Source organism: Nocardia heshunensis, assembly GCF_054782115.1.
Genome location: NZ_BAAGTC010000007.1, coordinates 337,339 through 362,281, shown reverse-complemented (window position 1 = coordinate 362,281; position 24,943 = coordinate 337,339). Strand labels below are relative to the sequence as shown.

At 67.3% G+C, this 24,943-nt stretch carries 27 protein-coding genes; 14 read left to right on the top strand and 13 right to left on the bottom strand.

What is annotated here, in order from left to right:
* Positions 1 to 74 precede the first annotated feature (74 nt).
* The 3 genes from ACYVN4_RS24740 to ACYVN4_RS24730 form a co-directional block, all read right to left on the bottom strand.
* A complete protein-coding gene (locus ACYVN4_RS24740; RefSeq protein WP_460724372.1) occupies positions 75 to 1,670 on the bottom strand; it encodes a carbohydrate kinase family protein in 1,596 nt (531 codons plus the stop codon).
* 103 nt (positions 1,671 to 1,773) lie between these two features.
* Positions 1,774 to 2,784 (bottom strand): GTP cyclohydrolase II, encoded by a 1,011-nt coding sequence (locus ACYVN4_RS24735; protein ID WP_460724679.1) that lies wholly within the window; start codon positions 2,782 to 2,784, stop codon positions 1,774 to 1,776.
* Positions 2,785 to 2,904: 120 nt separating this feature from the next.
* The gene (locus ACYVN4_RS24730; protein ID WP_460724371.1) at positions 2,905 to 3,603 is read right to left on the bottom strand and encodes a GTP cyclohydrolase II; all 699 of its coding nucleotides are present in this window, start codon (positions 3,601 to 3,603) and stop codon (positions 2,905 to 2,907) included.
* A gap of 247 nt (positions 3,604 to 3,850) precedes the next feature.
* On the opposite strand from ACYVN4_RS24730, the gene ACYVN4_RS24725 reads away from it, so the two are divergent.
* Positions 3,851 to 4,582, top strand: coding sequence for a GTP cyclohydrolase II (locus ACYVN4_RS24725; protein WP_460724370.1), 732 nt, complete (start codon positions 3,851 to 3,853; stop codon positions 4,580 to 4,582).
* Here ACYVN4_RS24725 and ACYVN4_RS24720 read toward each other — a convergent pair.
* The gene (locus tag ACYVN4_RS24720) at positions 4,579 to 6,078 is read right to left on the bottom strand and encodes a carbohydrate kinase family protein (protein WP_460724369.1); all 1,500 of its coding nucleotides are present in this window, start codon (positions 6,076 to 6,078) and stop codon (positions 4,579 to 4,581) included. The two genes, ACYVN4_RS24725 and ACYVN4_RS24720, sit on opposite strands and share 4 nt — an antisense overlap.
* A 374-nt stretch (positions 6,079 to 6,452) precedes the next feature.
* Between ACYVN4_RS24720 and ACYVN4_RS24715 the strand changes: the two genes are divergently transcribed.
* From ACYVN4_RS24715 to ACYVN4_RS24705, 3 genes are all read left to right on the top strand, one after another.
* Complete coding sequence (locus ACYVN4_RS24715; protein ID WP_460724368.1) at positions 6,453 to 6,749, top strand: hypothetical protein; 297 nt, start codon at positions 6,453 to 6,455, stop codon at positions 6,747 to 6,749.
* Between the two features lie 26 nt (positions 6,750 to 6,775).
* Entirely contained in the window at positions 6,776 to 7,030 is a 255-nt protein-coding gene (locus ACYVN4_RS24710) for a hypothetical protein (RefSeq protein ID WP_460724367.1), read from the top strand.
* Between the two features lie 247 nt (positions 7,031 to 7,277).
* Positions 7,278 to 7,706: a hypothetical protein gene (locus ACYVN4_RS24705; RefSeq protein ID WP_460724366.1), complete on the top strand. Its 429-nt coding sequence runs from the start codon at positions 7,278 to 7,280 to the stop codon at positions 7,704 to 7,706.
* Positions 7,707 to 7,768: 62 nt separating this feature from the next.
* On the opposite strand, the gene ACYVN4_RS24700 is transcribed toward ACYVN4_RS24705, so the two are convergent.
* Genes ACYVN4_RS24700 through ACYVN4_RS24690 form a run of 3 tightly spaced genes read right to left on the bottom strand, consistent with a single transcriptional unit; the run spans position 7,769 to position 10,137 of the window.
* Positions 7,769 to 8,848 carry a quinone-dependent dihydroorotate dehydrogenase gene (locus ACYVN4_RS24700; RefSeq protein WP_460724678.1) on the bottom strand — a complete coding sequence of 360 codons (1,080 nt, stop codon included), beginning with the start codon at positions 8,846 to 8,848 and terminating at the stop codon, positions 7,769 to 7,771.
* Positions 8,849 to 8,866: 18 nt separating this feature from the next.
* Positions 8,867 to 9,133: a DUF5703 family protein gene (locus ACYVN4_RS24695; RefSeq protein WP_460724365.1), complete on the bottom strand. Its 267-nt coding sequence runs from the start codon at positions 9,131 to 9,133 to the stop codon at positions 8,867 to 8,869.
* A complete protein-coding gene (locus tag ACYVN4_RS24690) occupies positions 9,133 to 10,137 on the bottom strand; it encodes a YncE family protein (protein ID WP_460724364.1) in 1,005 nt (334 codons plus the stop codon). Before ACYVN4_RS24690 ends, ACYVN4_RS24695 begins: the two co-directional genes overlap by 1 nt.
* 194 nt (positions 10,138 to 10,331) lie before the next feature.
* Here ACYVN4_RS24690 and ACYVN4_RS24685 point away from each other — a divergent pair, with 194 nt between their 5' ends.
* From ACYVN4_RS24685 to ACYVN4_RS24670, 4 genes are all read left to right on the top strand, one after another.
* Positions 10,332 to 10,724: a hypothetical protein gene (locus ACYVN4_RS24685; RefSeq protein WP_460724363.1), complete on the top strand. Its 393-nt coding sequence runs from the start codon at positions 10,332 to 10,334 to the stop codon at positions 10,722 to 10,724.
* Positions 10,725 to 10,829: 105 nt separating this feature from the next.
* Positions 10,830 to 11,366, top strand: a complete 537-nt coding sequence (locus ACYVN4_RS24680; RefSeq protein WP_460724362.1) for a hypothetical protein — start codon at positions 10,830 to 10,832, stop codon at positions 11,364 to 11,366.
* The gene (locus ACYVN4_RS24675; RefSeq protein WP_460724361.1) at positions 11,318 to 13,468 is read left to right on the top strand and encodes an MMPL family transporter; all 2,151 of its coding nucleotides are present in this window, start codon (positions 11,318 to 11,320) and stop codon (positions 13,466 to 13,468) included. Before ACYVN4_RS24680 ends, ACYVN4_RS24675 begins: the two co-directional genes overlap by 49 nt.
* Positions 13,465 to 13,815, top strand: coding sequence for a YrdB family protein (locus ACYVN4_RS24670; protein WP_460724360.1), 351 nt, complete (start codon positions 13,465 to 13,467; stop codon positions 13,813 to 13,815). Before ACYVN4_RS24675 ends, ACYVN4_RS24670 begins: the two co-directional genes overlap by 4 nt.
* Positions 13,816 to 13,860: 45 nt before the next feature.
* On the opposite strand, the gene ACYVN4_RS24665 is transcribed toward ACYVN4_RS24670, so the two are convergent.
* The 4 genes from ACYVN4_RS24665 to ACYVN4_RS24650 are packed head-to-tail and all read right to left on the bottom strand — an operon-like array spanning position 13,861 to position 18,048.
* On the bottom strand, positions 13,861 to 14,703 hold the full coding sequence (locus tag ACYVN4_RS24665; RefSeq protein WP_460724359.1) for a heme ABC transporter ATP-binding protein: 843 nt from the start codon (positions 14,701 to 14,703) through the stop codon (positions 13,861 to 13,863).
* Positions 14,700 to 16,034, bottom strand: coding sequence for an iron chelate uptake ABC transporter family permease subunit (locus ACYVN4_RS24660; RefSeq protein WP_460724358.1), 1,335 nt, complete (start codon positions 16,032 to 16,034; stop codon positions 14,700 to 14,702). Before ACYVN4_RS24660 ends, ACYVN4_RS24665 begins: the two co-directional genes overlap by 4 nt.
* Entirely contained in the window at positions 16,031 to 17,068 is a 1,038-nt protein-coding gene (locus ACYVN4_RS24655; protein ID WP_460724357.1) for a heme/hemin ABC transporter substrate-binding protein, read from the bottom strand. Before ACYVN4_RS24655 ends, ACYVN4_RS24660 begins: the two co-directional genes overlap by 4 nt.
* A gap of 20 nt (positions 17,069 to 17,088) precedes the next feature.
* A complete protein-coding gene (locus ACYVN4_RS24650; protein WP_460724356.1) occupies positions 17,089 to 18,048 on the bottom strand; it encodes an aldo/keto reductase in 960 nt (319 codons plus the stop codon).
* A gap of 253 nt (positions 18,049 to 18,301) precedes the next feature.
* Here ACYVN4_RS24650 and ACYVN4_RS24645 point away from each other — a divergent pair, with 253 nt between their 5' ends.
* The 6 genes from ACYVN4_RS24645 to ACYVN4_RS24620 all read left to right on the top strand — a co-directional run bounded on the left by ACYVN4_RS24645 (position 18,302) and on the right by ACYVN4_RS24620 (position 24,010).
* A complete protein-coding gene (locus tag ACYVN4_RS24645) occupies positions 18,302 to 19,264 on the top strand; it encodes an undecaprenyl-diphosphate phosphatase (RefSeq protein ID WP_460724355.1) in 963 nt (320 codons plus the stop codon).
* Between the two features lie 17 nt (positions 19,265 to 19,281).
* A complete protein-coding gene (locus ACYVN4_RS24640) occupies positions 19,282 to 20,022 on the top strand; it encodes a histidine phosphatase family protein (RefSeq protein ID WP_460724354.1) in 741 nt (246 codons plus the stop codon).
* Positions 20,023 to 20,042: 20 nt separating this feature from the next.
* Positions 20,043 to 20,636: a DUF3090 domain-containing protein gene (locus ACYVN4_RS24635; RefSeq protein ID WP_460724353.1), complete on the top strand. Its 594-nt coding sequence runs from the start codon at positions 20,043 to 20,045 to the stop codon at positions 20,634 to 20,636.
* Positions 20,637 to 20,640: 4 nt separating this feature from the next.
* Positions 20,641 to 21,426, top strand: coding sequence for an SCO1664 family protein (locus ACYVN4_RS24630; RefSeq protein WP_460724352.1), 786 nt, complete (start codon positions 20,641 to 20,643; stop codon positions 21,424 to 21,426).
* Between the two features lie 169 nt (positions 21,427 to 21,595).
* Positions 21,596 to 22,834, top strand: a complete 1,239-nt coding sequence (gene mshC, locus ACYVN4_RS24625) for a cysteine--1-D-myo-inosityl 2-amino-2-deoxy-alpha-D-glucopyranoside ligase (RefSeq protein ID WP_460724351.1) — start codon at positions 21,596 to 21,598, stop codon at positions 22,832 to 22,834.
* 267 nt (positions 22,835 to 23,101) lie between these two features.
* Complete coding sequence (locus ACYVN4_RS24620; protein ID WP_460724350.1) at positions 23,102 to 24,010, top strand: GNAT family N-acetyltransferase; 909 nt, start codon at positions 23,102 to 23,104, stop codon at positions 24,008 to 24,010.
* A gap of 73 nt (positions 24,011 to 24,083) precedes the next feature.
* On the opposite strand, the gene ACYVN4_RS24615 is transcribed toward ACYVN4_RS24620, so the two are convergent.
* Positions 24,084 to 24,563 carry an SRPBCC family protein gene (locus ACYVN4_RS24615; RefSeq protein WP_460724349.1) on the bottom strand — a complete coding sequence of 160 codons (480 nt, stop codon included), beginning with the start codon at positions 24,561 to 24,563 and terminating at the stop codon, positions 24,084 to 24,086.
* Positions 24,560 to 24,895 (bottom strand): ArsR/SmtB family transcription factor, encoded by a 336-nt coding sequence (locus ACYVN4_RS24610; RefSeq protein WP_460724348.1) that lies wholly within the window; start codon positions 24,893 to 24,895, stop codon positions 24,560 to 24,562. Before ACYVN4_RS24610 ends, ACYVN4_RS24615 begins: the two co-directional genes overlap by 4 nt.
* Positions 24,896 to 24,943 lie beyond the last annotated feature (48 nt).

The window sequence follows — 24,943 nt, the reverse complement described above, 5'->3', positions numbered from 1 at the left end:
AATGAACCTCCCCGGTGCGGTGCGAATCGATCCAGGCAATAAGACCACCAAACCGATGCGGCTAACCGCAGAGCCTATTGTGGGTTTCGCCTCCGCGTCGCCGCGTCAGACCGGTCTTGGGCGGCGTCAGACATGCGCATCGCAGAGGCACCGCCCGGCGCGTTCCTCATCGGTTCGTCGATTGACTGCGCTGACGGTATGGCATCGCCGACGTGGTCGACGGCGCCGGCGCCGGAGGCCCGGCCGATCAGTGTCGCCATAGCGGCGGTGGCCCACACGAAGTCGGCGGTGTCGGCCGAATGTGCATTGCTGACAAGTCGGGAGGTCAGCGCCGCGGAGAAGGCGGAGGCCGTACCGGCGATACTCGGGGTCGACGTGGCGAATCGATCGACCTCGACGGCGTCGGGTCCGCGGCGATGGACGATGCATTGGGATCGGTCGATCACACAGACCGTGCCGACCCCCTCGGTCAGAAGCCGAGAAGCAACGGCCTGCACCGGAACGTCCACGGCCGGAAGTTCTGGATGCAGCTTTGCGAGATCGTGCCACGTGCCGACCAGGTAATCGATCGCAGAGAAGTGCGCCATCACGGCTGGTGTCAACGGACGGGACGGGCTGAAGATGACAATCAGCCAGGGCGAACCTGCTGATGAAGACGAGTCCTTCAGCGCACCAACCGATTTCAACACCTCTTCGATTACACGGTCCGAGTGTTCGAAGGTGAGTACCACCGCCGCGGCCGAGCTGATCGCGTGCCGGATCGGCGCGTGTTCGAGATCGGCGGTAGTCAGTCGAGTTCGCCCTTGGGCGATGGCGATCACGGAGTAGTCGCCGTCAGCGGGACTCACCACTGTCGTGATCGGGGTGTAGGCCTGTGGATCCACCCTGATCAGGCTGGTGTCCACTCTTTCGGACGCTAGGTAGTCGAGAACCTCCCTACCTTCGTCGTCGTCACCGATCGCGGCCAGCATCCTGGTGTCGAGGCTCAGCCGCGCCAGCGCAACGGCACAATTGAGGCCCTTTCCACCTGGGCGGGTGCCGGAGTCGGTCCCCCACATCACGGTTCCGGGTGTGGGAAAGTGATCGACCTCGAGGATGTGGTCGATGACTGCGTCCCCGATGACCACCACCACGTCCGGTTCGCCGTCACCTGGATCGGACAGGGTGGTCAGCAGCGTCGCCAGCGCTGCGAACGCCGCCATCTCGTGTCCACCCCCGCGCAGAGCCCTCGCCGAGAGCGCAGGCGGATGATCGACCGCTCCCAAGACCTGGTGCAGGATCTGCCAATTCCGGACTAAGGCGTTCCGGCGCTCGGCAAGGGTCGCACTGTACAGCTGATCAACATCGACATCAGGTGGGTGGTTCTCGCGCATTAGTCCCAAGCACAGCTCCGCGTCAACAACGACCCTGTCGGTTACCGACAATTTGCGTACCACTCGGCGAATCGCGCTCGGCAGAGCCGCACTCGGATCCGTCTGCCCGATGTAGGCGCACCGACGAACCACGTTGAGCTGCAACAGAATCCTTGTGTCGATTTCACCGTTGCCGATTCGGGCCACGCCGAGACCCTGGTGCTTCCTGAACTGCAGGAGCGTTCCGCGAACCGCATCCCAGGCGTGATCGGGCATCGCGATCATCGTGGATCCCCTTGGATCGTCGGTGTTTTTCACGATTACCCCGAGGATAGCGCCGAACACCCGCCACGAACTGCGCTAGTGCCAATTCCCCTGTCTCGGAGGCAAATACCCGAAACTCACCTGAGCAGCATTGGATCTAGCTACTCCCCAAGCCAGATCCGCGCCCGATCGCGAACCCCGCCACACCGACTGCCGCAACCGCCACCGAAGCCGGAAGCCCCAGCGGCACCAGCCAGATCAGGCATGCCGCGACCACCGATCCGCAGGCCACCGATGTCCATACTGCCCTGCTGTTCAGTTCGGCGGCGATTCGCGATCGGTGGGGGCGCGCGGCGGTGGCGTCCGGTTCGTGGGCCATTTGGTGGTCGTGGTCTACTCGCGGATCCTGCCTTGCCACATGCGCATACCGGAAGGCATCTTCGTTCCTGTGCAGGGTTTCTTCCGCTTCGTGCAGCGCTTGCTCCAGCGCTTCCTCGGCTTCTCTGAGAGCCCGGTCGAGCTGATGTCCGCGGATCGCGCGTTTGGCCTCGAGGTAACACCGCGCACGGTCGCTGCGCGGAACCGTCTCCAGTGGTACCCGCTCAACGCGCAGACCCGCATCGGCTAGCGCATCCACCTTGTAGGGACTGTTGGTCATCAACCGCACCGATGTCAGGTTCAGCTTGTTCCGAAGGTAATCCGCCGCAGCGTCGAAGGATCGGGAATCCTGATCTTTTCCCAGTCGCGTGTAGCTATCGAAGGTGTTCAAGCCCTTCCGCTCGCTCAGATTCAGACCCTGCGCCTTGACCAACAGACCTTCGCCGCGGCCCTCTTGTTCGAGATAACACAGGACACCGACCCCCTCGTCCTGGATCATGTTCATCGCTGCCTGCAGCTCTGGTCCACAGTCGCAGTCGTCGGAACCCAGAGCGTCGCCGTAAAGACATCGAGAATGCAAGCGCACCAAGGGATTTACGCCGTTCGCCCGGGCGTCGCCGAGGTCTCCGAAGATGAGAATAGAACCCGAATCGGCGCCCGCGTCCAACAACTCGACCCGCACCCGCAGTTCGGCTCCGCGGCGAGTGAGCCAGTGTTCAGGCTCAACCGGCTCGGCCTCTCCGAGCCTTTCCGCTGCCGACGCCTCCACCACACTCCTCGACGACACCACCGCAATCAACTCTGCTCCTTACAGTTCATGGTGCGAAGCGCCCCGGACAACCGCCGTGCCACGGTGGAATACTCGTGCCCGGCTACGTGCAACGGAAATTTACGGCCCGAAACGCCACGATCAGATATCGAACCAGGCATTCAACACCAACGCGGCCACACCGCTGGCGAGCATGAAGGTCAGTGGTGTCACCAGATCTGCCCATCGGAGACCTCTTGTGGGCTGATCCGCCTGCGCTGCGGTTGTTTCCGCATCCAGATGTGGCAGATCGTGGCCGTGCTCTCGGCGCTTCGCCATGAGGTAGGTACGTGCGGCAGGAGTAGGGGGTTCGATCAGCAGAGGTACCTGCGTGACGAGGATGCCGGCCTCGGCGAGCGCTCTGGATTTGTCGGGATTGTTGGTCAGCAACCGCACCGAGCGCAGACGCAAGGCCCGCAGTGCCGACACCGCCATCTCGTAAGTGCGCGGATCGACCGGCAGTCCGAGGCAGCGATACGCCGCGAAGGTGTCGACACCATACTTTTGGCTCACGTGGTAACCCTTGGCCTTTGCGATCAAGCCGGCACCACGACCCTCTTGCTCGAGATAGATGATGACCCCACGGCCCTCGGCCAGCATCAACTTGCGAGCCTGCCGAAGCTGTGGTCCGCAATCACAGTCTTGCGACCCGAGCGCTTCACTGTAGAGGCATCGGGAATGGATCCTGACGAGACTGTCCTCGCCGACGTCACCGAGGACGAACACCCGACCGCCGATCAGCTCACCGACCGGCAATCCTCGAAAAGCACGCACGTGGCGATCGACCGGCCCGGGGTGCATTGGAGTCTCCTCGCATCGATAAGGCAGTTGACCATGAGAAGTACGAGCCCACACGTCGACCCCGCGCACCGGGATTCGGATCGGCACCGGCACACGATAACGGCTTCGCGTAGGAGATACCAGAATTCAGCCGAGGAAGCGCCGCTTGATGCGATTGAGAGAGTGAAATGACCGTTTCGTGCGACATCCGCGGTTCGCCATCGCTCCCGTGTGCATCCAGCGGCCCACCTGACGGCAGGCTTAGCGGATGCGGCAAGTCGAACACCCAAGACGCCGGTTCGGCGATCCGGACAATCTGGACGTTACCGGGTCTTACCATTCTCTGATGGGCTGTCAACCGGCGAAAAGTATTACACGACAAGCCATGTGGGACAGTCTCGACCATGCCAGCCATTCGTTCTCACGCAAGGGCAGTGAGATCCGCGTTCGGGTGATCGACATGCCGCCAGAGGCAGAGCCGGGGCATATCCTTGCGTTCGGCTCCATTGCTAACGACTGCTTGGTTCGGATTCATTCGCAGTGTCTCTACGGTGAGTCGCTGGCGTTCCAGGACTGCGATTGTGGACCGCAGTTGGACCGATCCCTCGATCTCATCCAGGCCGCAGGGTCCGGAATCCTGATCTACCTCTATCAGGAAGGCCGTGGATACGGCCTGCTGGCGAAGGCGCGCGGCTACGAGGCCAGTGAAAGGACGCGACTGGACACCTTCGATAGCTATCTGTCGCTGGGTTACGCCGAGGACAAGCGCGACTACACAGACGCCGCCGAAGCGCTGTCGGTGTTGGGCCTGTCCGCAGTGCAGTTGATGACCAACAATCCTGTCAAGCTTCGGGCGGTCCGCGACGCTGGAATCCGCGCGACGGTCATTCCCTTGCGAACACGGCCGCGTACCGAGCGCGAGGCCGACTATCAGGAAGCCAAACGCCGCCACGGGCATTGGCTGCCGACTGCCGATGTGCCGTGGTCGGCCGATCTCTAGCCCGCGTCGAGCCTCCGGTCGATCGCCTCGCGGGTCGGCATAGAATCCGGAATGCTCTTCACCCTCGCCTCACGTGCAGGGATCGCGGCAGCGGCCCATACCAGGTTGTCGTAGCCAGCCCGATGGCGTGCCGACTGCTCCGCAGAGCGTGGATGTGCCATCAACCGGGCCATGAACGCCGACACGAATGCCGACGACGAGCCAGGAGTGCCCGGCCAGTCGGACTCGATATGCGCTCGCACGGGATCAGCTTCTGGGGCAGCGGCTGTATACATTGCACAGAGCTGTCTGTCGAGTACCACAACCGCACCCACACCGTGCTGCACCAGCTGCCGGGCGATCTCCGCGGGATCGATCCCGGGCCGCAGCCTGGCGAGTTCACCCACGGACGCGATCAGATAGTCCACGGCCTTCAAATACTCGGGCAACTGCGCAGGGAAGGGTTTGGGAGGCGTCGCGCTGACGAACAGCCACGGCCGTGGCAGCCGATCGGCGATCACAGCCGCCGCCGCCGACAACAGCTCGTCCTTCTGCTCGAAAGTGAGCAGCACCGCGTCGGCCGCGGCTAGGGCGCGAGTGATCGGTACATCGGCGATATCCCTGGCGTCGAACCGGATCCGGTCGGCCTTGTCGGCGATCGAAGCGTTGGTCCCGTCCTTGCCGACGAGCACCGTCGCCGTCGGAGTCGGGCCGCGCCGCGAGCGCACCAGGCTGGTATCGACGCCTCGTCTGTGTAGGTACTCGACAATTTCGCCGCCCTCGTAATCTTCGCCGACGGCCGCGAACAGGCGGGCGTCGACACCGAGCCGAGCCAAGGCCACTGCACGATTGAGGCCTTTGCCACCGGCGTGGACCGAAAACTTCCCGTACAAGGACTCGCCGTCTCGCGGCAGCGCATCCACGTGGCAGATATGGTCCCACGCCGCATCACCGATCACGACAACACTCGGACGCGTTGTGGCCGAGGGAATTTCGCTCATTGGAACGACCGACTCGAGGGTCAATCCTCGTGCAAGCGCGGTGAAGGCGTCTTCCTCAAGCCTACCGCGCAGCGCACGCTCGGTGCGCACATGCCGCAGGACCGGCACACCGAGCGCATCATGCAGCGCCACCCAGTGCTTGGCCAGAGATTCCCGTCGCGGGCCTAGATCCGGTCCGTAGAGCTGGTCCACTAACTCGTCCGACAAGTTGTCCACGAGCATGCCCAGGTTCAGTTCCACGTCGACGATCAAGCGTTCCGCAGCGACGAGTTTGCGCGCGACGTAGCGCAGTGCGTGCGGCAGCGCCGCCTCCAGATCGTCTCCGCTCAGGAAGGCGTAGCGGCGCACGACGACCAGTCCGAGCAGGGCGTCGATGTCGACCGGGCGGGCCCGATCACCTCCCAGGCCAGTGCGTTTGCGCAATTGGAGCAGCGTGTCGCGGACAGCGCGGACGTCGTTGTCGTGCGCGGCCGTATCGGCCCCGCTGCTGCCCCCCAGGTTCTGCTGCATCGTCATCGGGCACCAACCATCGTTTCGAACCAACCATAGAACCGACCGGGTTTAACCGTCCGGCGAAACGGCAATCTAATTGTGACAGCGTCAAAATGCGATTCGGAAGCGCCAAATGCCATCCTAGACTTGGCAAAGTATCGCGGTCCGAGCGGACGAGCAGCTCCCGGGAGGTACCCGATGAACGGAATCGTTCTCGTGAACCGGAGGGTGCGGCGGCGCGCACGCCAGGGCCGCGCTGAGCACGGCGTCGATCTCGAGGTGAATGTCCAAGTGCGGTAGGCGGATTCGCCGCCTCGCATGCCCGTCCACCAGATCGTCCCAGCCGTCACACAACCGCCTTTCGGACGTGACGCCTCCCGGACCCATCGGAGGCCTCCATGACCCTCTATCACGCACGACATTCCATCACGACGAGTTTCACCGCCGAGTGCGCCGAACACCTGCCCGATCGCCCGGAACCGAACTGGCGGATCAGCTGGCTCGACGAGGAACTGCTGTTGACTCGCGAACAAGCCACGGCGGCAATGGAACTCACTGAGACACTGCTCAGCATGCCGCTCGCCATCGACGGGGCCTGGCGACGGGCACTGGCCATCGCAGCCGAATTGGGGATCGATGTGGAACAGGCCCGCGCCGTGTTGGAGCGGCGGCGGGCAGAACGGGGGGAATCATGACGATATACACAACCGACGATTGGTGCATGACCAGCGACGTCACCGACGAAAGCGCGGTGCGGGTGGCCGATCGGTGGACGTTGGCTTGGCGGTGCAGTTGGTTGCCTGATCGGTTGCTCACGCGGGCACAGGCATTGGCAGCGATGGTACTGGCCGAGGGTGTCACCGACGGCTACCCCCGCGACGAGAAGGCACAGGGCCGCATGATCGCCAGCGCGGGGGAGTTGGGTATTCCGGTGGATCAGGCGGTGTTCGTGCTGCTGAAACGGCGGTCGGCATGACCCGGCGAGGGGGCCGCCCGGGCCGGCGACTATTACCGCATTGCCGACGCGGAGTCGGTGGCGAGAAGGAGATCAGGCACTCCGATGTGACTGGCGGTGGCGTGAGCCTCGATGAAATGGCTACCGTCCAGCATCCGATGAGGGATCAGACAGCCCGGCGCGGGACATCGACCGCGACGAGCGCACCACAGCGCGAGGCGGCAGCGATCCTGCCGGTCGCGTGCACCGTCCGAGGGAGGAACGTTCGATGATCGATATCACGGCGCGGGAGATGAAGAGTGATCTCAGTCCCGAGCACGCGGTGCGGGTGAGCAGGCTCGGACAGGAGGAGTGGCGACTGAGTTGGCTGCCACGGCAACGTCTTTCGCGCGAACAGGCGCAGGCCGGGATGGAGCTGGATGAGATCCTGTCCGATCCCGCGACCGTCTACGACGAGCAGGCGCAGGCCAGGGCGGCGATCCATGCGGCCCAGTTGGGCATCGGGGTCGATCGAGCGGTCATTCTGCTGGCGGTACGACTGGCCGAACGGCTGCATCTCGACCCGGCACCGGTGCACAGCGCCGATCCCGCAGCGCCTCAACCGATCCCGCTGCCCGCCCAGATTTCGGCCGATCTGCGCACCGGCGCCCACCACATGGCGCACGCTGGCGCACGCCTACGACACCGGCGAGTTTGACCATCCCCGCCGAACTGCGTTGTCCGACAGTCCATACGACTGCCGTGCGCTCGGTTTCGCTGTCAGGCGCTGGTCTTATGTTCTGCGCCTACGGCTTCGGAGAGGTTGGTGTAGCCGTGAGCCCGAAGCTTCTGGGCGAGGCCGCGGTGGATGTGTTTGGGCCACAGGGGGCCGCCGTAGATGAAGCTGGTGTAGCCCTGCAACAGGGAAGCGCCCGCCAGGATGCGTTCCCAGGCTTGGTCGGCGGTTTCGATGCCGCCTACCGAGATGAGGACGAGTTGGTCGCCTACGCGGGAGTAGAGGCGGCGCAGGACTTCCAGGGAGCGGTCGGCGACGGGGGGACCGGAGAGGCCGCCGGCGCCGATGGGTTCCACGTCCGAGGCGGGGGTGGCCAGGCCGTCGCGGCGGATGGTGGTGTTGGTGGCGACGATGCCCGCGAGGCCGAGTTCGACGGCGAGGTCGGCGACGGCGTCGATGTCGTCGTCGGAGAGGTCGGGGGCGATTTTCACCAGGACCGGGACCGACACCGTGTCGAGGACTGCCTGCAGGATGGGGCGCAGGGAGCTGACGGCTTGCAGGTCGCGCAGGCCGGGGGTGTTGGGGGAGCTGACGTTGACGACCATGAAGTCGGCCAGCGGGCCCAGCAGTTTGGCGCTGATGGCGTAATCGCCGGCGGCGTCTTCGGGTTCGACGACCTTGGTTTTGCCGATGTTGGCGCCGATGGGGACGCCGCCGGGCAGCCGCGCGGCGAGGTGACCGGCGGCCGCGGCGGCGCCGAAGTTGTTGAAGCCCATGCGGTTGATGAGCGCGCGGTCGGCGGGCAGGCGGAACAGTCGCGGCGCGGGGTTGCCGGGCTGGGCCTGCGCGGTGACGGTGCCGATTTCGGCGTAGCCGAATCCCAGTGGGCCCCAGGCGTCGACGCCGTCGGCGTTCTTGTCGAAGCCGGCGGCCAGGCCCAGGGGCGCGGGGAAGTCCACGCCGAACACGCGGGTGCGCAGGATCGGGTCGTCGGCCACGAGCAAGGCGGCCGAGAGCTTGCGGCCCGGGGCGAACCGGGTCGCCAGCCGCATGGCGGCGAAGGCCAGATGGTGGATGGTTTCCGGCTGCAGCCGGAACATCACCTTCAGCAGCAGGGCGTACAAGCGCTCATACATAGGGGGTTACATCACCGCCTCGGGTGTCGGGGATAGCAGGGGAGTCTTGCGGCGGCGCAATAACACTCGGCGGGATCCGTCGGTGTAGGCGCGTACCCGCGACAGCTCCCAGCCGCCGTATTCCGCGTGGATGGACAGACGCATGGCGGTCGTGACCCTGTTGATGCCGGGAGGCAGCCGCAGGGGCACGTATTCCCATTCGTCGTCGCTGGATTCCTCCCAGCCCGCGGGTAATGTGCGCGATTGGTGCGCCGATCGTGAGGCCCGAGCCATCACTGCCCTCTCTTCCGCTGGTCCGCTCCGATCCGTTGCAGACCGTCGCCGGTCGCGGATCCCACGAACAGGTCACCGGTGCGGTCATCGACGGTGACCGAGTCGGGCTGGCGCACCGTCGGGTAGCGCCCCACCTCTACCGGTATACCCGTCGACAAGTCGTAGCCGACGACTTCGTTGCTGCCTGTCAGCGTCACCCACACGGTCTCGGACCGCTGATCGTAGGCGAGTGCGTAGGGAGAGGAGCCTACCGGGAAACGCTGGTGCAGGACCAAGGGATCAGCCGTGTAGACCAGCAGTTCCCCGCCGGCGGTGTCGGTAACCATGCGGCGGCCGAAATGGTCGCCGATCAGGTTCGTGGCGCCGTCTCCGGTGCGCAGGGAGAGGCCGAGTTTGCGGGTGCCGTCGAGTTGCACGATGGCGGTCTGGTGGCGGTCGAGGACCACGACGGCGTCGTCGGTGGTGTCGATGGCGTCGGCGGAGGACAGGCCCGAAATGGTGTGGCGCACAGTGCCGTCCGCGTCGGCGAGCAGGACCTTGCCGTTGGCGAGGCCCGCGACCAGGGAGCCGTCGGCGCGCAGGGCGGCCGAGCGGACGTCACCGTCGAACTTGACGGTGCTCGCGGTGGCGGCCGCGACATCGACGCGCACGATCGCGCCGGGCACCGCGACCAGGATCTCCCCGGGTTTGCCCGCCGCGAGGGCAGCGGCCTTGCCGGGCAGGGTGATCGGGCGGGTGACGCCCTTGTCGATGAGTTGCAGGGTGGTTCCGGAGTCGGTAACCGCCGCCAAAACCCCGGTGGACGGTTCATCGAAGAGCATGGTGATCGGCGGGTGCGCGCTCACCTCACCGGCAGGGGTGACGCTCGCGGCAGGCGACACGGCCGCGGTGGCCGGTTCACGGGTGGCGTTGTCGGTGTTGCTCTGTTGCGAGGAACACCCGGCCAGCAGGGTCACCACCGCCGCCCCCGCGAGGGCCGACCGGATCCAGCCGCGACGGCGCATGCAGCGAACTCCTTAACCTGACCGAACTGACCGACGAAATCATGCGTGCTCTCTAATCTGACCATGGTCGCGTACGACGTGGCACAAGTGGGGGTCTTCCCGGCGGCGCGCCGCGATTGTGATCGGTGCATCGAATGCCGGTTTGCATGATGTGACATGGGGTTTCGGTGGCGGTGTCGGCGGGTGCGGTTACCGTGGAAGTCAAAAGCGGCTCGTATCAGGGAGATCTGTTGGTTGCCGAGCACACTTCGGGGTTCATCGTCGAAGACGTCACCGTGGGCCGGTACGCGCACGGCTTCGGGATGACCGGCGACGGACGCTCCTTCGCGTTCCGCACCCATCGCACGACGCTGCGGTTGGAGATCTATCGCGCCGATCTCGACGCGGCGGTGCCCGCACCGGAGGATGTCGACGCGGTGGCGCTGGCCCCGGTCACCGATATCGATCTGGATGACGAGCGCAGTGTGGTGGCGTTGGTGCGGGATCTGATTCCGCAGGCCACACCGGTCGCCGCCGCGGTGCCGCACGAGGCGACCACGGTGCGCGCGCTGCTGGGCCGCTTGGGCGCGGTGCTGGAAGGACTGTGAGCAGCGACTCGCGGCAGCGGTGTCTGTGACACGGGAGTCACTGTCGCGCACCGGTCGTGACAGACTGGCGGCACACAACCGCAGTTCGAGCTGACGAGGATGTTGATGCGACTTCGACGACCGGCCGCCACCACGCTGATATTGACCGTGCTGGGCGTGTCGATCGCCGCGTGCGGCGGGGGCGATGACGAGTCGAAGGTGGACGCGGCGCGCTCCTCGGCGTACGCGGCGTTGAGTGCGACTTCGGCGGCCGCGGCGGCCACCTCGAGCGCCAACAAGCCCGCGATTCCGACCGCGGCGCAGTTGGATGCGCAGCTCAAGTCGGCGTTGGATCCGAATCTGCCCGACAGCGACCGCACGGCGTTGATCCAGGACGGGGACGCGTTCAAGGACGCGATCCCGGACATGTACAAGGCGCTGCAGGATCATCCACATGCGGTGTACGGGGTCAAGGATCCGGTGTTCGACAACCACGACGGCACGCTGACCGCGACGCTGAGCCTGGACAAGGACGGCACCGGCTCCGATGTGCGCACGACCGTGGTGCATTTCGTGTTCGTCGACGGGCGTTGGAAGATCTCGCGCACGGATCTGTGTGGCATTCTGCGTTCGGCCGACTACAAGACCGCGGCCTGCGGCTGATGCTCGAGGCCGGTTCCCTGCGGTGGGGGCGGTGGATCCACCGGTACCGATGGCTGGTGGTCGCCGGGTTCGGGCTGATCGTGCTGGTGTCGGGGTTCTACGGGCGTGACCTGGGTGCGCATCTGACGCAGGAGGGCTGGTTCGACGAGTCCAGTCAGTCCGTCGCCGCCGCCAAGCTGGCGGATTCGACCTTCGGGCGCGATACCGACGCGGATCTGATCGTGCTCTACACCGCGCCGCCCGGGCTGACCGTGGACGACGAGCCGGTGCGCTCCGCGGTGGCGGCGGAGTTGACGCGGTTGCGGGCCGCGCATCCGGATCGGATCGCGAAGATCGACTCGTATTTCGACGGTGCGCTGATGGGCAGTTTCGCCGACGCCTCGCGCACGCACGCCTTCGCCAGCATCGGATTGCGCGGTGACGGTGGCACCGCCACGGTCGACAACTACATGGCGATCAAGAGCGAATTCCGTGCTGGGACACCGGGTTCGGGGCCGGGTGGCACGACGGTGCAGCTGGCCGGGTTGCAGCCGGTGGTCGAGGGCATCAACACCGGGATGCAGGACGATATCCGCCGGGCGGAGTTGATCGCGTTGCCGTTGGTGGCGATTCTGCTGTATTTCGTGTTCGGCGGGGTGGTCGCGGCGTTGCTGCCGGTGCTGATCGGCGGGATGACGATTCTGGGCAGTCAGGGCATCATGCGGCTGCTGACCAATCATCTGCAGGTCAACGTGTTCGCTTCCGCGGTGGTCACTTTGGTCAGCTTGGGGCTGGCCATCGACTACGGCTTGTTCGCGGTGACGCGGTTCCGGGAGGAGCTCGCGGCGGGGCGCAGTGTGGAGGAGGCGACAGCGCGCACGATCGCGACGGCGGGGCGCACGGTGTTGTTCTCGGCGGCGATCATCGCGGTGAGCTTGGGTGCGTTGTTCATCTACCCCAACGGGGTGCTGCGGTCGGTGCCGTTGGGTGGCATTTCCTCGGTGCTGCTGGCGGCGGTGCTGTCGGTGACGGCGTTGCCCGCGGTGTTATCGATCGTGGGGCGGCGCATCGATCTGTGGGGCTGGCATCGGCTGGCGAGCATCCGTACCGCCGAGCAGATCGATGCCGGATTCTTTTCGCGGCTGGCGGTTTTCGCGATGCGCAAGCCGTGGCTGGTGATCGTGCCGGTGGTGTTGCTGCTGTTGACGTTGATCCTGCCGTTTCGTCACATCGAGTTCGGTGGGTTGAGCGAACGCTATCTGGCGGGCGATAACCCGGCGCGGGTGGCGCAGCAGGACTTCGACCGGCTGTTTCCGACGTTCCGCACCGAACCGTTGAAACTGGTGGTGGTGGGCGCGAATCCGCAGCAGCTCTCGGATCTGCGGTATGAGGCCAATCAGGCGGTGGGGTCGAAGATGACCGGCCCGTTCGATCCGGCCGCGCCGACCAAGGATCAGGTGACGGTGCTGGCCAGTGGGCTCACGGATAAGCGCGACGCCGACTCGGTGATCGCCGCCTTGCGGGCGCTGCCGGAGCCGACGGGTACGCATGTGATGGTGGCGGGTGTTCCTGCGCTGGAACGGGATTCGATCCAAGGGTTGATCAGGGGTCTGCCGTTGCTGGCGCTGATCCTGGTGGTGGCGGCGGTCGCGTTGATGTATGCCGCGTTTCGGTCGCTGGTGCTGGCGATCAAAGCCGTGGTGATGAGCGCCTTGAGTCTGGGCGCGACGCTGGGCGTGCTGACCTGGATCTTCGTGGAGGGTCACGGGGCGGGGCTGTTCGATTTCACGCCGGGCCCGTTGATGTTCGCGGTGCTGGTGTTGATCGTGACGGTGCTGTTCGGCCTGTCCACCGACTACGAGGTGTTCCTGCAGTCGCGCATGGCCGAGGCTCGCGCGGCGGGAGCCGATGCGCCCGAGGCGATCCGCTACGGCATCGCGCACACCGGCGGCGTGATCACCTCCGCGGCGGCGATCCTGATCGTGGTGACCGGGGCGTTCGGGTTCTCCGATCTCGTGCTGATGAAATACATTGCCTACGGCATGATCGCGGCACTGGTGTTGGACGCCACCGTGATTCGCATGCTGTTGACTCCTGCGGTGTTGAAGTTGGTGTGGCGATGAGCGTGCTCAAGGGCGCGAATCTGTTGGTGATGTTCCTGCTGGAACTGGCCGTGCTGGGCTCGGCGATCTGGTGGGGCGCCACCGTGTCGGCACCGATGGTGGTACGGATCCTGCTGGCGATCGCCGCACCGGCGGTGTTCATCGTGGTGTGGGCGTTGTTCGGGGCGGCCAAGGATCCGCGCTTCCCACAAAAGGGGTGGCGGCGCATCGCCTTGGAGGTGGTGTGGTTCGGGGCGGCAGCGCTACTGCTGGGACTGGCGTGCACGCCGATCGCGGGGGTGGCGCTGTTCGCGATTTGGTTCGTCAACGGCGTGCTGCGGCTGGTGTGGGGTCAGCAGGAGCTGTGAATGGGCCGGGCGAGAGTGCCCGGCCCACAACGACTTCAGAGAGATTCAGCCGCGCATGGGTAGCACCAGTTGCGCGCCGGTCACCGGATGGTCGAACACGTCGACCGGATGCTGATACACGCGGGTGAGCAATTCCGGGGTGAGGATCTCGCGCGGTGGGCCGTCGGCGGCGATGCGTCCGGCTTCCAGGACCGCGACGCGGTCGGCGTAGGCGGCGGCCACGCCGAGGTCGTGCAGCACCACCACGACGGCGGTGCCCGCGTCGGCGCGCTGCCGCGCCAGGCGCAGGATCTGTTCTTGATGGCCGAGATCGAGTGCGGCGGTGGGCTCGTCGAGCAGCAGCGTGTGGGTGTCCTGGGCGAGCACCCGGGCCAGGGCGACGCGGGCGCGTTCACCGCCCGAGAGCGCCGGGAAGGGACGCTGGGCGAAGCGTTCGACGTCGGTGGCGGCCATGGCGGCGGCGATGACGGTGTCGTCGTCTAGTTGGCGGGGTGTGCGTGCCCAGGGGGCGCGGCCCATGGCGACGACGTCGCGGGCCATGAAAGGGAATCCGACGGTGTGGGATTGGGGGAGCACCGCGCGTCGGCGGGCCATGTCCAGGGGTGTCCAGTGGGTCAAGGCGTGCCCGTCGAGTTCGACACTGCCGCCGGCGAGTTCGAGTTCCCCGGCCAGCGCGGCGAGCAGGGTGGATTTGCCTGCCCCGTTGGGTCCGACCAAGGCCACGATCTGCCCGGCGCGTACGGGGAATTCGACGCCGTCGAGGACGGTGCGGTCGCCACGACGTGCACTCACACCGTGGGCACGCAGGGTAACGGCGCCGGGTTCGGGGGTCTCGGGCATGGCCGGGGTGCGCCGGAAAACGGTGGCCAGTCCACGCAATGCGCTCATGCCCAGCCTCCCGCCCGCGAGCGGGTGCGTCGCAGCAGCCAGAAGAAGAACGGCCCACCGACCAGCGAGGTGATCATGCCCAAAGGCAGGTCGGCATTGTGAACCAGGGCGCGCGCACCGATATCGGCGGCCACCAGCACGGCCGCGCCGAGGATCGCCGAGAGCGGGATGAGCACCCGGTGCCCGGGACCGACGAGCATGCGCACCAGATGCGGCACGATCAACCCGACGAACAAGATGATGCCGGTGAACGCGACCCCGGCGGTGGCGAGAATGGCGACGACGACAATGATGTTGCGCCGCAACCGCTCCACATCGACGCCCAGATGCCGGGCCGCGGATTCACCCAGGGCGAGCAGGTCCAGGCGCGGTGCCATCCAGATCGCGGCCGCGATCCCCACCAGCGTCAGCGGCCACACCACGTTGACCGCCTGCCAGGTTGCGCCGTTGAGCGAGCCCATCTGCCAGAACACCAGCTGATCGCGGGCCGCCGGAGACGCTTTGAACAGCAAGAACGAAATGAGGCCACCGGCAAAGGCATTGATGGCGACACCGGTGAGGATCAGCGTGACCACCTCGGTCCGTCCACCCGAACGCGAGAGCAGATATACCAGCGCCGTGGTGCCGAGCCCGGCCACGAACGCGCCCGCCGCCACCGACCAGGCCGCCGCGAACGCGCCCCCGATCACGATGACGGTGCCCGCCCCGACCGCCGCGCCCGCCGAAACCCCGATGACACCGGGTTCGGCCAGCGGATTGGCGAACACACCCTGCAACAATGCACCCGCTGTGGCCAACGCGGCACCGACGAGCACGGCCAGCACTACCCGCGGGAACCGGACTTCCCACAGGGTCACGTACCCGGCCGGATGATGCGGCATCGGCCCCCAGTCCAGGCCCATGCGGTGAAACACGCTGCCTGCGACCTCGCCATAGCTGGTGGGCACCTGCCCGATCGCCGCGGAGATCACCGCGAGCAGCAGCAGTCCCGCGAGCGCGCCCGCGAAGATCAGCGTCGTGCGCGAACGAGTGCGCCGCACGGCCGGAACCGGATCGACGCTGGCCGGGAAGTGTTGCGCGGCAGCCGATTCCAGCCCGGCCTCGGTGACGTCGACGACGGTGTCACCCGCTTCGTCCTGCCGGGCCGCGGTGGATGACGTCCCCGGCGCCGGATTCACCTGGCCGGTAGCAGCGGTGACCGTGCCCGTCCCGTTTCCCGTGGGCGCGCTGGGGGCTGGACCCGTCGGCGATGTATTGGCGCCAGCGTTGCCGGTCGTGCTCGTGGTGTGGGGTAGCGGCGGATCGGATTGCGGGGCAGCTGGATCGGTCATGCGTTGCTGGTTCCGTAGACGGCTTTGACGAGGGCGGTCAGGACGCGGCCGGTGTTGGGGCCGAAGGACAGCAGGACGGCATCGGACATGTCGATGACGCGGCGGTCGCGGCCGGCGGGGGTTTGGGCGACGCCGGGGACCTTCTCGAGGCCGTCGACGCCGCCGACGGAGGCCAGGCCGTCGCTCATGACCAGCAGGACGTCGGGGGCGGCGGCGATCATGGCTTCGCTGGTGATGGGCAGGAAGTCCTGGGTGACGCCCGAGGCGGTGGCCGCGTCGATGCCGCCGATGGCCGCGATCAGCGATTCCGCGCCGGAACCGGGGCCGAAGATCATGGTGATGGCGGTGGAGCGCAGGTACAGGAACGCGATCTTGGGTTTGGTGTTCTCGTGCGGCACCGACGCGGTCGCGGCGCTGATCTCGTCCTGGGTGCGCTTGGCCAGGGTCTTGCCCGCTGCGGAGACGCCCAGCGCGTCGGCGACGGCCTGGATTTGCGGGACGACGCCGTCGAGGGTGCGTTTGGAGTCGAAGTAGACGACCGTGATGCCGAGGGATTTCAGTTGGTCGCGCAGGGCGGGGGTGACGGCGGTGGTGTCGGTGAGGAACACCGTGGGCCGCAGTGCCGCAACCGCTTCCACGCTCAGCGTGCCCGAGCCGCTCGAGACGGTGGGCAGGTCGGTGACGGCGGGGAAGGCCGCGGAGTTGGAGCGGCCCACCAGGTTCGAGCGCAGCCCGAGCGCGACGACGGTCTGGGCGAGGGTGCCGTAGCGGTCGGCGGCGATGATGCGGCTGGCGTCGGTGACGGTGACGTCGCTGCCGTCGAAGGATTTCACGGTGACCGGCAGCACCGGGGTGGGCGCGGGACTCAGGGCGACGGGGTCGAGGTTGCCGACGGTGGCGGTGACCGGTCCCTTCGCGCCGCCGCTGCCGGAAGTGCCGCTGCCGCAGGCGGTGACGCCCGCGACCAGGCCGAGCCCGAGCAGCATGATCAGCAGCGGGCGGATGGCGCGGCGGGCATTCACGAGACACCTCATGCGGGTAAGGTTAGCCTTGCTCATTCTGTGCGTGCGCTCACGTCTCCCAGGGCCGCGGCGATCGCCCGGGGCAGTTCCAGGGTTTCGGCGGCGAGGATTCCGGTCAGCTGCCCGATATCGCGCGCTCCCACCAGCATCGACGCCACGCCCGGCTGATCGCGGATCCACGCCAGCGCCACCGCCAGCGGGGAGGTGCCCAGGCCGTCGGCGGCGGTGATGACCGCATCCACCACCCGCAGGGCGCGTTCGTCGAGGTGTGCGGTGATCTCCGCGGCGGTCGCCTCGTCCGCGCCGCGCGAGTCGGCGGGGACGCCGTCGCGGTATTTGCCGGTGAGGATGCCCCCGGCCAGGGGTGCGGTGGCGACGATGCCGATGCCGTGATGCTGTGCGGCGGGCACGAATTCGTGTTCCACGCCGCGCGCGAGCAGCGAGTAGGGCAGGTGGGTGGCGGTGAGGGGGGCGTGCGCGGCCAGAGTGGCCAGCTGCCAGCCGTCGTAGCCGCGGGCCCCGGCGTAGCGCACTCGGCCCGAGCGCACCGCCCAGCTCAGGGTGTCGGCGATCTCCTCGAGCGGTGTGTGCGGGTCCCAGGCGGCGACCGACCAGATGTCGAGGTGGTCGGTGCCGAGCTGGGTGAGCGTGTGGTCGAGTTGGCGCATCATGGTGCGTCGTGAGGCGTCGACCATCCAGCGCACGGCGGCGGGCGTCTCGGCGGTGGCGTCGCTGAGTATCGGTGTGTATCCGGCGTTTCCGCTCAGCACGAGGTCTTCGCGGCCGATCTCGGAGAGCAGTTCGCCCAGGATGTGTTGGGCGGCGCCGTCACCGTAGGCCGGGGAGGTGTCGATGAGGGTGCCGCCGGCTTCCACGAATGCCATCAGCTGGGCGGCGGCGTCCTCGGCGTCGGTTTCCCTGCCCCAGGTGTGGGTGGCCAGCCCGAGCCGAGACACCCGCAGTCCGCTGCGGCCGACCGTGCGTTGTTCCATCACCGCGCTTGCACTTTCGTCACACGCGTCAGCCTAGGCGCAGGCATCGCCCGCGCCCGGCTACGGCCCGCCGGGGGTGCGGCGGGTCGGCGAATTCCGCGCGTGCATGTCCGAATTCGGACATTGCCCGGTAGGGTCGGCGCCGTGTTGCGGCGCGGATGCGCCGCGCGCCCGCGCTGCACGGCGGGCGCGGCCGGGCGCGGTGGCGGCGAATTACCCACTGCGAGTTGATGATTCGGGACTGGAGGGCGTGTTGGGCGAGTCGATGACGTGGATGCAGGCGCTGATACTGGGCCTGGTGCAGGGCGTGACGGAGTTTCTGCCGATCTCCTCCTCGGCGCATCTGCGGATCACCTCGGCGGTGTTCTTCGGCGATGATGCGGGCGCGTCGTTCACCGCGGTCACCCAGCTGGGCACCGAGGCGGCGGTGCTGGTGTATTTCGCCCGCGACATCCGTCGTATCGTGGTGGCCTGGTGCACCACGCTGTGGTGGAAAATCGCTGCCCCGCAACGGGAATCGGTGCCGCTTCACGAGCGGGCCACCACCCGGCTGCCGGTGCTCGAGCGTGACGGGCGGTTCGCGCACGGCCCGGACCCTGATACGCAGCGCGCGCTGGACTATCGGGTGGGCTGGTATGTGATCATCGCCACCGTCCCGATCGGGGTGCTGGGCCTGCTGTTCAAGGACCAGATCCGTACCGGCGCACGGAATCTGTGGCTCATCTCCACCATGCTGATCGTGTTCGCGCTCGTGATCGCCGCGGCGGAGTACTACTCGAGCAAGACCTATGGCCGCCGCCGTCGCCCGATCGAACTGCTCACCACCCGCGACGGCCTCATCATGGGCCTGGCCCAATGCTTGGCGTTGATTCCGGGCGTGTCGCGCTCGGGGGCGACGAGTTCGGCGGGCCTGTTCTGCGGGCTGACTCGTGAGGCGGCGGTGCGGTTCTCGTTCCTGCTGGCCATTCCCGCGGTGGTCGCCTCGGGGCTGTTCAGCCTGCCGGACGCGTTCGAACCCGCCGGTGAGGGCCTCAACGCGTCGGGCCCGCAACTGCTGGTGGCCACGATCGTGTCGTTCGTAGTCGGGTATGCGTCGGTGGCGTGGCTGTTGAAGTTCGTGGCCCGGCATTCCCTGGACTGGTTCGTGGGCTATCGCATCGTGCTGGGCGTGACGGTGATGGTGCTGCTGGCGACCGACGTCGTCTCGGCGACGTGAGTCGGTAGGCTGTCCCGGTGACGGTGATCCTGTTGCGGCACGGCGTGTCCACGTCGAACACTGCCCGCACCCTGGCCGGCCGCAGCGCCGGTGTCGATCTGACCGACCGGGGCCGCGAGCAGGCCCAGTCCCTGGTCGAACGACTCGGATCGCTGCCCATCGAGCACATCGTGTGCTCGCCGCTGCTGCGCTGTCAGCGCACCGTCGCCCCGCTGGCGGAAAAGCTGGGCCTGGAACCCGAACCCGACGAGCGGCTGCTCGAGGTCGACTACGGCGACTGGACCGGCAAGGCGCTCGCGGACCTGGTGAGCGAGCCGCTGTGGAAGGTCGTGCAGCGCCACGCCTCGGGTGCGACCTTCCCGTCGGGAGAGTCCTTGGCGCAGGTCCAGTTTCGCGCGGTGTCCGCTGTCCGCGAACTCGATCGTCAATTCGCGGCCCGGCATGGTAGCGATGTGTTGTGGATTGCGTGCACACACGGCGATGTCATCAAGTCGCTGCTGGCCGACGCGTTCGGTATTCACCTCGACGGCTTCCAGCGCATCGTGGTGGAACCGGCGTCGATCAGCGTGGTGCGCTACACACCGACCGCCCCGTACGTGTGGCGGGTCAACGACACCGGCCCGGATCTGTCGGGGTTGGCGGCGATTTCACCGCGAACCGGCGGCGAATCGCGCTCGGCCCCGGTTCCCGGCGGTGAAACGGGTACCACCGACAGTACGGATAATGGGGTAGCGGAACGCCCCGATTCATCAGTGTGAGTGAACCGAATGGAGGTGCAATGGGCCGCGCAATCCATATCTTCCGCACCCCCGATCGTTTCGTCGCCGGCACCGTCGGCGAGCCGGGCGACCGCGCGTTCTACCTGCAGGCCGTGCAGGAGCCGCGGGTGGTCAGCGTGCTGCTGGAAAAGCAGCAGGTGAAGGTGCTGGCCGATCGGATGGGTCTGTTGCTGGACGAGGTGCAACGCCGCTTCGGCACCGAGGTGCCCCCGCAGGCCGCCGACGTGGCCGACACCGCGCCGCTGCAAGCCCCCGTCGACGCCGAATTCCGGGTCGGCACCATGGGTTTGGGCTGGGACGCGGACGCGGGCGCAGTGGTGGTGGAGCTGCTGGCGATCACCGAGACCGAGGTCGACGAATCGGTAGTGCTCGACGACACCGAGGAGGGCCCGGACGCGGTGCGGGTGTTTTTGACCCCGATCCAGGCGCGGGAGTTCGCGTTACGCTCGGCGCGGGTGATCGCGGCCGGGCGGCCGCCGTGCCCGCTGTGCGGGGAACCGTTGTCGCCGGTCGGGCACATGTGCGTGCGCACCAACGGGTACAAGCGTGGTGACATCTTCGGCGCCACCACCGAGATCGACGACGAGGACTGAAGCCGTGAGCGACCTGTTGCGCACCGCCGAGCTGACGGTGATCGGGCAGGTCACCACCGCCAGCAACGCGACCCTGGTGTGCGAGACCGACCCGGAGCAGACCGGTGAGGTGCTGCGCGTGGTGTACAAGCCGGTGCGTGGGGAGCGGCCGCTGTGGGATTTCCCCGACGGCACCCTCGCTGACCGGGAAGTCGCCTCGTATCTGATCTCCGAGGCGCTGGGTTGGGGCGTGATCCCGGAAACGGTGTTGCGCGACGGGCCTTTCGGGCCGGGCATGGTGCAACGCTGGATCGACGTCGTCGAGGACGCGGACGGCCCGGATCTGGTGGATCTGTGCCCGGTCGGGGACGTCCCGCCCGGCTATCGGGAGGTGTTGCGGGCGTTGGATCCGGCGGGGCATCCGGTGTCGCTGGTGCATGCCGAGCATCCGACGCTGCTGCGCATGGCGGTGCTGGATGTGCTGATCAACAATGCCGACCGCAAAGGCGGGCATGCGCTGGCAGGCGTGGACGGGCGCGTGTACGGGGTCGATCACGGGATTTGCCTGCACTCCGAGCCGAAGCTGCGCACCGTGTTGTGGGGGTGGGCCGGGGAGATGGTGGGCGACGAATTGCTCACCGACATCACGGTTTTGGTGAAGGCGCTGCCCGGGGAGCTGGGCGAGCGGCTGGCGCCGTTGCTCACCGACACCGAGATCGAGGCTCTCGAAGCACGCGGGCGGGCGTTGCTGGAGCATCCGGTGCTGCCGATGCCGACCGGTCCGCGCCCGATCCCCTGGCCCGCGTTCTGAGCCGTCACAACGGCGTGCGGGGGCGACGTTCGCGTCCTCGTGATTGCAACCATTGACACCGTTGCGGCAGTGACTAGGGTGCTGGTCGGCCGGTGCGGGGGCGTGTCGCGCGGCACACCGGTGCGGGGGCGGCCGGGGCATGCCGCGATCGCGGCGTTAACCTCGATTCATGCAGTCCTGGTCCGATACCGCTGTCCCGACCGTCCCCGGATCCGGACCAGCGTTACGTCTGTTCGACACCGCCGACAAGCAGGTGCGCCCGGTGACCCCCGGTGCGACCGCGACGATGTACGTGTGCGGCATCACCCCCTATGACGCCACCCATCTCGGGCATGCCGCCACCTACCTGAGTTTCGATCTGGTCAACCGGATCTGGCGCGACGCCGGACACGACGTGCACTACGTGCAGAACACCACCGACGTGGATGATCCGCTGTTCGAGCGGGCCGCACGCGACGGCATCGACTGGCGCGAGCTGGGCACCCGGGAGATCGAGCTGTTCCGGGAGGACATGGCGGCGTTGCGGGTGATTCCGCCGCGCGACTACATCGGCGCGATCGAATCCGTGCAGGAGGTCGTCGAACTCGTCGACAAGCTGCTCGCCTCCGGTGCGGCGTACGTGGTGGATGATCCGGAATTCCCGGACGTCTACTTCCGTCATGACGCGACCGAACAGTTCGGCTACGAGTCCGGCTATGACCGGGCGACCATGGAGCGACTGTTCGCCGAACGCGGCGGCGACCCGGAACGACCCGGCAAGCGCGACCCGATCGACGCCCTGCTGTGGCGGGCCGAGCGTCCGGGTGAGCCGTCGTGGCCCGCACCCTTCGGGACGGGACGGCCGGGCTGGCACATCGAATGCGCCGCGATCGCGCTCAACCGCATCGGCACCGAGTTCGATGTGCAGGGCGGCGGCAGCGACCTGATCTACCCGCACCACGAATACTCCTGTGCGCACGCCGAAGCCCTGGTCAAGGGGCGGCGTTTCGCGCGGCACTACGTGCACGCCGGACTCATCGGCCTCGACGGCGAGAAGATGTCGAAGTCGCGCGGCAACCTGGTGTTCGTGTCCAAGCTGCGCCGCGCGGGCACCGACCCGGCCGCGATCCGGCTGGGCCTGTTCGCCGGGCACTACCGCGCCGACCGTGAATGGTCGGATGCGGTACTGGGCGAAGCGCTTTCGCGCCTGGCGCGCTGGCGCGAGGCGGCAGCGCTGCCCTCGGGCCCCGACGCCACCGACACCGTCGCGCGGCTGCGTCGCCATCTCGCCGACGATCTCGACACCCCCAAGGCCCTGGCCGCGATCGACGCCTGGGCACAGCAGGCCCTCACCTACGGCGGCCCGGACGCGAGCGCTCCGGGACTGGTCAAGGACGCGGTCGACGCGCTGCTGGGCGTGCAGCTCTGAGCGACACGACACTGTAGCGGCCTACGCGCGGACCCGAGTTCGGGTTCGCGCGTTCGCAATTCAGCGCTGGTGGCGCGCTGAGCCGCAGCGCGGGGTGATACGCACGGCCGCTGCATCGCTGCGCCAGGGGTGATCCCGTCAGGTTTGGTGGACCAGGCCGGATTCGGCGGCGAGGGCCGAAGGGTTGGCGTGGAAATGGGTCGCTCAGGTGGGGTGGGTCGCGCATTCTGGGTGGCGGGTGTCGTTCGCTGTGAGGAGGAATTGGCCATGGGTGGTGCGCAGTCCGGTCCGGTGGGTGGGGGCGGGTTGTCGTTGGTGGCGGCGCGGTTTGCGCGGGCGACCGATCGGTTGGATGAGTGTGCGGTGTTTTATCGCGAGGTGCTCGGGTTGACACCCTTGTTCGAGTTCGCTGATCACGCCGAGTACAGCGGGTTCGTGTTCGGGTTGCCGGATGCGTCGGCGCAGTTGGAGTTGGTGCGGCTGGATGGGGCGGTGCCGGAGCGGGTGCCCGATGCCGAGGATGCGTTGGTGTTGTATCTGCGTGAGGAACTCGGTGAGTTGCGCAAGCGGCTGGCCGATCATGGTGTGGTCGAGGTGGTTCCGGACAATCCGTATTGGCCGGCGTTGGGGGCGTTCGCGGTGTTGGATCCCGACGGGTGGATGGTGATCGTGGTGCCGCCCGCCGCGCCGGATGCTGCGCTGCTGGGGAATGTGGTGTGTGAGGAGTTCTTCGGCGATCGCAGCGAGATCGCGTTCTCGTTTCGGCTGGCCGAGGATTCCGAGCAGCTGCTGGCTTCCTATATCGGCCGGGGCCGGGTGTGGGTGGCGCACACCGGGTCCGGTGTGGTGGTCGGGCATATCCAGGCCGCGCCACAGGCCGATGAGGCGGTGTGGGAGATCGTCAATACCGCGGTCGCCGAGGCGTTTCGCGGCAGTGGGCTGGGGCGGCGGATGATCGAGACGGTGGTGGGGGCGGCCGTCGAGGCGGGCGTGACGCGTCTGGAGGTGGCAACCGCGACCGCCGATATCGGAAATCTGCGCTTCTATCAGCGGTGCGGGTTCCGGATGACGCGGGTGGTGGCGGACGTGTTCACTTCCGAGGCCGGATATGCGCCGGGCCTCGAGGTCGACGGGGTGCCGCTGCGCGACCAGGTCTGGTTCGCTCGCACGCTGTGAATCCCCCCGCGGCATGTGAAGCCCCACACGGCAGCGGCGATTCGGCCGCAGCGCGGCGATCCGGTGTGGCGGTTCAGGCGGCGGCCGCGACGGCGTAGTTCTCGCTCAGGGCGGGCCAGCCGTTGGGGCTGGCGACGGCTTCGCGCATGGATTCCCAGCCGGGGCCGTGGTTTTCGAAGCCGGAGTGCACGAGGGTGACGGTGGTGTGGCCCTCGTCGAGGGCGGTGAAGGTGACATCGACGCGGCTGGTGCGGGCGGGGTCGGTTTCGAGGTGCCAGTCGAGGTTGATGTCCCAGGAGAAGGCGAAGTGCGTGGGCGGGGTCCAGGCCAGTACGCGGCCCCACACGCATTCGGTGCCGTCGGCTTCGCGGCCGTAGAGGCGGCCACCGAGGCGGGGTTCGACGACGGCTTCGGCCAGCGGGCCCTTGCCGATGTGGTGTTCGCGTGGCCACCAGCTGTCCATGCCGGTGGTGAACACGCGGTAGGCCTTGTCGAGGGAGGCGTTGACGGTGAGTTCGACGGTGACGGCGGGGGTTTGGGTGCGGCTGGTCATGACTGCTCCTGGGGTTCGTCGGGCTGGGCTTGGCGGTTGACTTCCTCGCGAAAGGCCGACAGCGCTGTCGACCAGAAGTGGGTGAAGTACCCGCGCAGCGCGTCGATGCCGCGCGGGTCGAGCCGGTAGACGCGGCGGGTGCCGACGGCTTCGTCGCACACGAGTCCGGCGGCCTTGAGCACCTTGAGGTGTTGGGAGACCGCGGGCCGGGAGACGGGCAGTTCACCGGCGAGTTCGCCGACCGCGCAGGGGCCCTGTCCGAGGCGTTCGAAGATGGCGCGCCGGGTCGGGTCGCCGAGCGCGTCGAGCGCGGCGCTTTGGTAAGTACCCACGAACCGTAAGTCTACGCTTACACACAGTGGGTGGGTAGGGGTGGCGCG

Coding starts and splice junctions, on each gene's coding strand:
- ACYVN4_RS24730 (WP_460724371.1), bottom strand. CDS start 3,603: ATGCACCCCGGGCCGGTCGATCGCCACGTGCGTGCTTTTCGAGGATTG.
- ACYVN4_RS24725 (WP_460724370.1), top strand. CDS start 3,851: ATGCGGCAAGTCGAACACCCAAGACGCCGGTTCGGCGATCCGGACAAT.
- ACYVN4_RS24720 (WP_460724369.1), bottom strand. CDS start 6,078: ATGACGATGCAGCAGAACCTGGGGGGCAGCAGCGGGGCCGATACGGCC.
- ACYVN4_RS24715 (WP_460724368.1), top strand. CDS start 6,453: ATGACCCTCTATCACGCACGACATTCCATCACGACGAGTTTCACCGCC.
- ACYVN4_RS24710 (WP_460724367.1), top strand. CDS start 6,776: ATGACCAGCGACGTCACCGACGAAAGCGCGGTGCGGGTGGCCGATCGG.
- ACYVN4_RS24705 (WP_460724366.1), top strand. CDS start 7,278: ATGATCGATATCACGGCGCGGGAGATGAAGAGTGATCTCAGTCCCGAG.
- ACYVN4_RS24695 (WP_460724365.1), bottom strand. CDS start 9,133: ATGGCTCGGGCCTCACGATCGGCGCACCAATCGCGCACATTACCCGCG.
- ACYVN4_RS24690 (WP_460724364.1), bottom strand. CDS start 10,137: ATGCGCCGTCGCGGCTGGATCCGGTCGGCCCTCGCGGGGGCGGCGGTG.
- ACYVN4_RS24680 (WP_460724362.1), top strand. CDS start 10,830: ATGCGACTTCGACGACCGGCCGCCACCACGCTGATATTGACCGTGCTG.
- ACYVN4_RS24670 (WP_460724360.1), top strand. CDS start 13,465: ATGAGCGTGCTCAAGGGCGCGAATCTGTTGGTGATGTTCCTGCTGGAA.
- ACYVN4_RS24665 (WP_460724359.1), bottom strand. CDS start 14,703: ATGAGCGCATTGCGTGGACTGGCCACCGTTTTCCGGCGCACCCCGGCC.
- ACYVN4_RS24660 (WP_460724358.1), bottom strand. CDS start 16,034: ATGACCGATCCAGCTGCCCCGCAATCCGATCCGCCGCTACCCCACACC.
- ACYVN4_RS24655 (WP_460724357.1), bottom strand. CDS start 17,068: ATGAGGTGTCTCGTGAATGCCCGCCGCGCCATCCGCCCGCTGCTGATC.
- ACYVN4_RS24650 (WP_460724356.1), bottom strand. CDS start 18,048: ATGGAACAACGCACGGTCGGCCGCAGCGGACTGCGGGTGTCTCGGCTC.
- ACYVN4_RS24635 (WP_460724353.1), top strand. CDS start 20,043: ATGGGCCGCGCAATCCATATCTTCCGCACCCCCGATCGTTTCGTCGCC.
- mshC (WP_460724351.1), top strand. CDS start 21,596: ATGCAGTCCTGGTCCGATACCGCTGTCCCGACCGTCCCCGGATCCGGA.
- ACYVN4_RS24620 (WP_460724350.1), top strand. CDS start 23,102: ATGGGTGGTGCGCAGTCCGGTCCGGTGGGTGGGGGCGGGTTGTCGTTG.
- ACYVN4_RS24615 (WP_460724349.1), bottom strand. CDS start 24,563: ATGACCAGCCGCACCCAAACCCCCGCCGTCACCGTCGAACTCACCGTC.